The following is a 7,458-nucleotide window of genomic DNA, read 5'->3' on the forward strand; positions in this document are numbered from 1 at the left end:
GGCCATATTACCTTTGCGCGGCATTTCCATTACAATTACGTTTTTGCTGCCCGCCTGAGTGTTATGTCTGAGAATGCCGTCCTGCGTTTGCGCACGCAACGTCTTGCCCGCGCTACCCGTCCGTTTCTGGCCCGTGGCAATCGGGTTATCCGCTGTCAGGGTTGTCTCCTGCCGCATCAACATTGCGTATGCGCCACATTACAGCCGCAAACCGCCCGCAGCCGTTTTTGTCTGGTGATGTTTGATACCGAACCGATGAAACCCAGTAACACCGGACGTCTGATCGCCGATATCCTGCCGGATACGCTGGCATTTGGCTGGTCACGTACCGAGCCCGACGCCGCATTATTACAAGCGGTGCAGATGAGCGATTATCAACCGTTGGTCGTGTTCCCCGCGTCCTATGCCGATACCAGTCGCACCGTGCTGACGGAGCCGCCACGCAGCGGCAAGCCCCCGCTGTTTATTATGCTCGACGGCACCTGGACTGAGGCACGCAAAATGTTCCGCAAAAGCCCCTGGCTGGATGCATTCCCGGTGATGTCTTTGAATGTGACCAGCCCGTCACGTTACACGCTGCGTGAAGCACATGGCGAAGGTCAGCACTGCACCGCAGAAGTTGCCGCTGCATTGCTGGAGCAGGCTGGCGACGTCGCCGCTGCCGATGCGTTACAACAGCATTTCACGCGCTTCCGTCAGGCGTATCTGGCCGGTAAACCCCATCATCCGGCACACGCGTTATGTGACGAGGATAACTAACACTGTACTTTTTTTGCACAGCGCACTGAACTATAGTAGAGCATCGCCACGGAGCTGGCTTTCAATCATGGATGATGCACTATGAAACTCTTCGTGTTGGTTATTTTCCTGCTGGCCGGTTGCAGTACCGCGCCAAAACATCAACAGGGCTTTCCCCTGAAATTTCAGTCTGTCAGTACTCACCCTTCTGCGTTGATCGCTGCCGATGCACTGCAACCTGGCGATCTGCTGCTCTCATCAGCCACCTCGCTGCAATCCTGGGGGATTCGTCTGTTTACCCTGACGGGCGTCAGCCACGCGGCTATATATCTGGGTGATCAGCGAGTTGCTGAAGCGGTGGGGAGTGGGGTCAACATTATCCCCCTCGATCGCGCGATTGCCGAAAGTAATAATCTGCTGGCTTTACGCATACCGGGCATCACCGTTGAACAAACGCTACGGCTGCGCGAGTTTTCCGACCTGCAACAGGGCAAAAAATACAACTTTAAAGGGATTGTGATGTTTATGCCCTTTATGGTGTCGCGTCGTGTGTGTGAATTACCGCTGGTAAATGAGCAGGTGCGCAGCAACTGCCTGACGATACTGGCTAACGTGCAACTGGCCGACGAGGAAAATCCTGAATCTGACCGTTTTTTCTGTTCGGAATTTGTGCTGGCGGGTTACCGCTATGCCGGAATTGAGTTGCTGGCGGGCCAGGCAAACTGGGTTAGTCCGGCGGATTTATTGCATCTGCGTGAGGGGGATGTATCCGCCTGGCACGCACAACAGCCGATAGAATATATCGGTCATCTCAAACGCTGGAATTTGAAAGAGATCCTCAGCCTGCGATCGCCAGATCGGCAAGCGCAGTAAAAAGCGTTTACAATCACGCCATCCCCCATGTCAGGAGTGCATGATGAGCCAACGCGGACTGGAAGCGCTGTTACGACCTAAATCGATTGCGGTAATCGGTGCGTCGGTAAAACCGGGGCGCGCGGGTTATTTTATGATGCGTAACCTGCTGGCGGGCGGTTTTAGCGGCCCGGTATTGCCGGTAACGCCGAAGTACAAGGCGGTGAGCGGCGTGCTCGCCTGGCCCGATATCGCCAGCCTGCCTTTTGCCCCCGATCTTGCCATCATCTGTACTCATGCCAAACGTAATCTGGCGTTGCTTCAACAACTGGGGGAGAAAGGTTGTAAAGCATGCATCATTCTTTCCGCTCCCCCAGAACAACTGGATGAATTGAAAGCCTGCGCCAGTCAGTGGCAAATCCGCCTGCTCGGCCCCAACAGCCTTGGCCTGCTCGCTCCCTGGCAAGGACTTAACGCCAGTTTCTCCCCGGTACCCATTGCCAAAGGTCGTATCGCGTTTATTTCGCAATCGGCGGCGGTATCCAACACCATTCTCGACTGGGCGCAGCAGCGTAATCTTGGTTTCTCCTGGTTTATCGCACTGGGCGACAGCCTCGATATCGATGTCGATGACCTGCTTGATTTCCTCGCCCGTGATGGCAAAACCAGCGCCATCCTGCTCTATCTGGAACATCTTAGCGATGCGCGCCGTTTTGTCTCAGCATCGCGTAGCGCCTCGCGCAATAAACCGATTCTGGTGATCAAAAGCGGGCGTAGCCGCCAGGCACAGGCAATGATTGGTACCCGCAGTGGGCTGGATGCTGCCTGGGATGCAGCCATCCAGCGTGCCGGTTTGCTACGCGTGCAGGATACTCATGAACTGTTCTCCGCAGTGGAGTCGCTCAGCCATATGCGCCCATTACGTGGCGATCGTTTAATGATTATCAGCAATGGCGCCGCCCCGGCGGCACTGGCACTGGACGAGTTATACGCGCGCAATGGCAAACTGGCGACGCTAAGCGAGGAAACCTTGCAGGCGCTGGCAGCACAGTTGCCGGCCGGTGTCGGGCGTGGCAATCCGCTCGATCTGAAAGATGATGCCACACCCGAGCGCTACGTCGCCTGCATTGAGAAGTTGCTGGATAGTCATGAACTGGATGCCTTGATGATCATTCACGCCCCCAGTGCCGTGTCACCGGCCAGCGAAACTGCCGAGCAGATCATTGCGGCGGTTGCGCGCCATCCACGCGGCAAGCAGGTGACATTGCTCACCAACTGGTGCGGCGAATTTTCCTCGCAGGCGGCTCGTCGCGCCTTCACCCAGGCAGGAATTCCAACCTGGCGTACGCCGGAAGGGACGGTGACAGCCTTTATGCATCAGGTGGAGTACCGCCGTAATCAGAAGCAGCTACGGGAAACGCCTGCACTACCGTTGGGCCTGACGCAAAACAGCACGCAGGCGCATCAGCTTATTCAGCAGGCGCTGGACCAGGGCATCACCACGCTGGACACGCATGAAGTCCAGCCGGTGTTACAGGCTTATGGCCTGGCAACCCTATCGACCTGGATTGCCGCCGACAGTTCTGCGGCGGCCAGCATCGCTAGTCAGATCGGCTATCCGGTGGCGTTGAAGTTGCGCTCACCGGATATCCCGCACAAGTCTGAGGTGCAGGGGGTGATGCTTTATCTGCGCAGCGCCAGTGAAGTCAAACTGGCCGCCGACGCGATTTTTGACCGTGTTCGGCAAACCCATCCCGAGGCAAGGATTGATGGCCTGCTGGTGCAGAGCATGGCCAACCGCGCGGGTGCACAGGAGCTGCGCATAGTGGTGGAACAGGATCCGCTGTTTGGCCCGATTATTATGTTGGGAGAAGGCGGCGTGGAATGGCAGCCAGATAAGCAAGCTGCCGTAGCTTTGCCCCCCCTGAACATGACGCTGGCGCGCTATCTGGTGATCCAGGCGATGAAAAGCGGCAAAGTTCGCAGTCGCAGTGCGTTGCGGCCCCTGAACATTCCTGCACTCAGTCAGTTGCTGGTTCAGGTTTCTAACCTGGTGGTTGATTGCCCGGAGATCCAGCGGCTGGATATTCATCCGCTGCTGGCCGCCGGTGACGAATTTACCCTGCTGGATGTCACGCTACAGCTCGCTCCGTTCCAGGGCGATAACGAAGCGCGGCTGGCGATTCGCCCCTATCCTCACCACCTTGAGGAGCAGGTTGAACTGAAAGATGGTCAGCATTGCCTGTTCCGCCCGATCCTGCCAGAAGATGAGCCGCTACTGCGGGACTTTATTGCGCTGGTGACGAAAGAAGATCTTTATTATCGCTATTTCAGTGAGATCAATGAGTTCACCCACGAGGATCTGGCGAATATGACGCAAATCGATTATGACCGCGAGATGGCGATTGTCGCCGTCCGTCAGCACGCGGGTCATGATGAAATTATCGGGGTGACGCGTGCAATTTCAGACGCCGACAATATTGATGCTGAGTTTTCCGTGCTGGTACGATCGGATTTGAAAGGATTGGGCATGGGCAGACGTCTGCTGGAGAAGATGATTCGCTATACCCGCGATCACGGTCTGCAACAATTGAACGGTATCACCATGCCACATAATACCGGCATGATTACCTTGGCGCGGAAACTTAACTTTCGCGTGAATATTCAACTGGATGACGGAATTGTCAGCCTTAATTTGCCGCTTAACGATGCCATCAACTAACCTTGTAGAGAAAGGTAAAAATCCTCCCTGTAGGCTCGGTTGATGTTATCATTTAGCGTTAGGATCATGATTTGATGGCAAAAGGCCATGCGATGAACAGAGAAGAAGTGCACCGTGATGTTGTCTAAATTCAAACGTAATAAACACCAACAACACCTCGCACAGCTGCCTAAACTGTCACAATCCGTTTCGGACGTGACCACGCTCTACTCGCCTGTTGAGTTCCGTGAAACCCTGCTGACGAAAATTGCCACTGCGGAAAAACGTATCTGTATCGCTGCGCTGTATCTGGAAAATGATGATGGCGGGCGTGGAGTTATGCAGGCGTTGTATGCTGCTCGTCAGGCTCGTCCAGAGCTGGATATCAGTATTTTGGTGGACTGGCATCGTGCCCAGCGCGGCCGCATTGGTGCAGCGCGTGGCCTCACCAATGCCGACTGGTATTGTGAAATGGCCGCACAACATCCGGATATCGCGATTCCGGTTTATGGTATTCCGGTCAATACGCGTGAAGCATTAGGTGTGCTGCATCTGAAAGGCTTTATCATTGACGATACCTTGTTGTATAGCGGTGCCAGCCTCAACGATGTTTATTTGCACCAGCATGATCGCTACCGTTATGACCGCTACCAGCTGATTCGTAACCCGCAGTTGGCAGACACCATGTATCAATGGATTTGCGCTAACCTGAAGCAATCTGATGCGGTGCATCGTCTTGACCAGTCCGAACGCCCATCCAGCCCGGAAATCAAAAATGAAACCCGACAGTTCCGCCAGGATCTGCGTGGCTTTAATTATCAGTTTTCCGGAAACTCGGGCAACGAAAGTCTGACGGTGACACCTTTGGTTGGCCTGGGTAAACGCAGCCTGCTGAATAAAACCATCTTCCATTTGATGCCCTGCGCTGAGCGTAAACTCACCCTGTGCACCCCATATTTCAACCTGCCTGCCATTCTGGTACGTAATCTGATCCATTTGCTGCGTCAGGGGAAGGAAGTGGAGATCATTGTTGGGGACAAAACCGCTAACGATTTCTATATCCCACCGGAGCAACCCTTTAAGATCATTGGTGCGCTGCCTTATCTCTACGAGATTAACTTACGTCGTTTCCTGAGCCGCTTGCAGTACTACGTCAACAACGGACAACTGACAGTGCGTTTGTGGAAAGATGGCGAAAATAGCTATCACCTGAAAGGAATATGGGTCGACGATGAGTGGATGATGATCACCGGGAATAACCTCAACCCGCGCGCCTGGCGACTTGATCTGGAAAACGCGGTACTTATCCATGATCCGCTAAACCAACTGGCTGAACAGCGAGAGAAAGAATTGGCGCTGATTCGGACTCATACCACGGTGGTGCAGCATTTCCGTGAGCTGGAAAGCATCGCCGATTATCCGGCAAAAGTACGCAAGCTGATTCGCCGTTTGCGCCGTATCCGTATCGATCGTTTAATCAGTCGCTTGTTGTGATGGCGGCTTCGCCAGCCGCCCGTCAGGAGCGGCTGGCCTTCTGTTACAACGCGATGCCCTTGCCTTTACGATGCAGCATCAGCGAAACCAGAAAAGCTAATGCCCCCATCGCCGAAACATACCAGAAGAAACTGGTTTCAATTCCTTCTTTTTTCAGCAACAGCGCGACGTACTCCGCTGAACCACCAAAGATGGCATTCGCCACCGCATAAGATAACCCAACACCAAGCGCCCGCACTTCAGGTGGAAACATTTCAGCCTTCAGAATGCCGCTGATGGCGGTGTAGAAGCTGGTAATTATCAATGCCAGCATCACCAGAACAAATGCCAGCCAGCCGCTCTGCACATTTTGCAGCAACGTCAGGATAGGTACGGTACAAATGGCAGCTCCTGCACCGAATATCATCATGGAGGATCGACGCCCAATTTTATCTGAGAGCGCCCCAATAATGGGTTGAATCAACATAAAGACCAGCAGAGCGCCAGTCATCAACCCACTCGCCGAACGCGCATCCATTCCTGCGGTATTCACCAGATATTTTTGCATGTAGGTGGTGAAGGTATAGAAGCTGAGTGAACCGCCAGCGGTAAATCCCAGCACCATCAGAAATGCACGCGAATGGTTGCGCAGCAGGCCCAGGATACTGCCGGCATCACGATGCTCACGGTGTTTTTTCTCTGAAGTTTCATTGAGGGAACGGCGTAACCATAGCGCAACCACCGCCAGAATAGCGCCGAGGAAGAAAGGGATACGCCAGGCCCAACTGTGCAACTGCTCATCACTGAGTAGCAGCTGCAACACCACGACCGTGAGCACGGCCAATAATTGACCACCAATCAAGGTCACGTACTGGAATGATGCGTAGAATCCTTTACGTCCCTCCAGTGCGACTTCACTCATGTAGGTCGCGCTGGTGCCATATTCGCCGCCAACGGAAAGTCCTTGAAACATCCGGGCCAGCAGCAGGATAACTGGCGCTGCAATGCCGATTTCAGCGTAACCGGGCAGGCAGGCAATCACCAACGAACCGAAGCACATCATGCAGACCGAGATCAGCATGGAGTTTTTGCGTCCGTGACGGTCGGCAATATAACCAAATAGCCAGCCTCCGATAGGACGCATCAAAAAGCCGGCAGCAAAGACGCCTGCGGTTTGCAGTAGTTGGGTGGTGGTGTCGCCCGATGGGAAAAAGATATGGGCAAAATAGAGTGAGAAGAAGGAGTAAACGTAGAAGTCGAACCATTCAACCAGATTACCGGATGAAGCCCCAACAATCGCCCAGATGCGTTGTTTGCTGATGGCCGTCGTGTCGTGATGTACCACTTTTTGTTGTAGAGAGTCTGTCATCTTTACCTCTTTTCCTTGCGAATAATAAACGCTAAAGAATTCAGTAAAGCATTTGTTGGCCTGTTACGTGAACTGGATTCACGCCTGATGGCAAAATCTACGAATTTGTCGCAGCCTGCTCGCCCCACGTTTTGCCTGGTGCGATTTATCGCATCATTACCCGTTGCGGCGCGATTAACGCGCGCTTTTTATTGTTCCGGACGCAGAAAAATGCGCGATAAATCGCGCCGCTACGAAATACGCAGACGTAAAAAAGCCCTGAACTTTCGTTCAGGGCTTCTTCACTTATTTGATGCCTGGCAGTTCCCTACTCTCGCATGGGGAG

At 53.8% G+C, this 7,458-nt stretch carries 6 protein-coding genes; 5 read left to right on the forward strand and 1 reads right to left on the reverse strand.

Annotated elements, in window-relative coordinates; genetic code table 11:
* Window positions 1-63: 63 nt before the first annotated feature.
* The 4 genes from L579_RS11670 (at window position 64) to pssA (ending at window position 5,785) form a co-directional block, all read left to right on the forward strand.
* The gene (locus L579_RS11670; RefSeq protein ID WP_021184445.1) at window positions 64-759 is read left to right on the forward strand and encodes a tRNA-uridine aminocarboxypropyltransferase; all 696 of its coding nucleotides are present in this window, start codon (window positions 64-66) and stop codon (window positions 757-759) included.
* 81 nt (window positions 760-840) lie between these two features.
* Complete coding sequence (locus tag L579_RS11675; protein ID WP_021184446.1) at window positions 841-1,611, forward strand: YaeF family permuted papain-like enzyme; 771 nt, start codon at window positions 841-843, stop codon at window positions 1,609-1,611.
* 43 nt (window positions 1,612-1,654) lie between these two features.
* Window positions 1,655-4,312 (forward strand): bifunctional acetate--CoA ligase family protein/GNAT family N-acetyltransferase, encoded by a 2,658-nt coding sequence (locus L579_RS11680; protein ID WP_021184447.1) that lies wholly within the window; start codon window positions 1,655-1,657, stop codon window positions 4,310-4,312.
* 117 nt (window positions 4,313-4,429) lie between these two features.
* Window positions 4,430-5,785 carry a CDP-diacylglycerol--serine O-phosphatidyltransferase gene (gene pssA / locus L579_RS11685; protein WP_021184448.1) on the forward strand — a complete coding sequence of 452 codons (1,356 nt, stop codon included), beginning with the start codon at window positions 4,430-4,432 and terminating at the stop codon, window positions 5,783-5,785.
* Window positions 5,786-5,828: 43 nt separating this feature from the next.
* Here pssA and L579_RS11690 read toward each other — a convergent pair whose 3' ends face one another.
* Complete coding sequence (locus L579_RS11690; protein ID WP_021184449.1) at window positions 5,829-7,133, reverse strand: MFS family transporter; 1,305 nt, start codon at window positions 7,131-7,133, stop codon at window positions 5,829-5,831.
* An 87-nt stretch (window positions 7,134-7,220) separates the two neighbouring features.
* Here L579_RS11690 and L579_RS24170 point away from each other — a divergent pair.
* Window positions 7,221-7,458, forward strand: a 238-nt coding sequence (locus L579_RS24170; protein ID WP_235056587.1) for a hypothetical protein, incomplete at its 3' end; no start/stop codon positions are given.

The sequence above is a fragment of the Pantoea sp. AS-PWVM4 genome (genome assembly GCF_000468095.1).
Taxonomy (GTDB): Bacteria; Pseudomonadota; Gammaproteobacteria; order Enterobacterales; family Enterobacteriaceae; genus Pantoea; species Pantoea phytobeneficialis.

What these genes read in the sequence shown, in the direction of transcription:
- L579_RS11670 (WP_021184445.1), top strand. Translation starts at nt 64, where the DNA reads ATGTCTGAGAATGCCGTCCTGCGTTTGCGCACGCAACGTCTTGCCCGC.
- L579_RS11675 (WP_021184446.1), top strand. Translation starts at nt 841, where the DNA reads ATGAAACTCTTCGTGTTGGTTATTTTCCTGCTGGCCGGTTGCAGTACC.
- L579_RS11680 (WP_021184447.1), top strand. Translation starts at nt 1,655, where the DNA reads ATGAGCCAACGCGGACTGGAAGCGCTGTTACGACCTAAATCGATTGCG.
- pssA (WP_021184448.1), top strand. Translation starts at nt 4,430, where the DNA reads ATGTTGTCTAAATTCAAACGTAATAAACACCAACAACACCTCGCACAG.
- L579_RS11690 (WP_021184449.1), bottom strand. Translation starts at nt 7,133, where the DNA reads ATGACAGACTCTCTACAACAAAAAGTGGTACATCACGACACGACGGCC.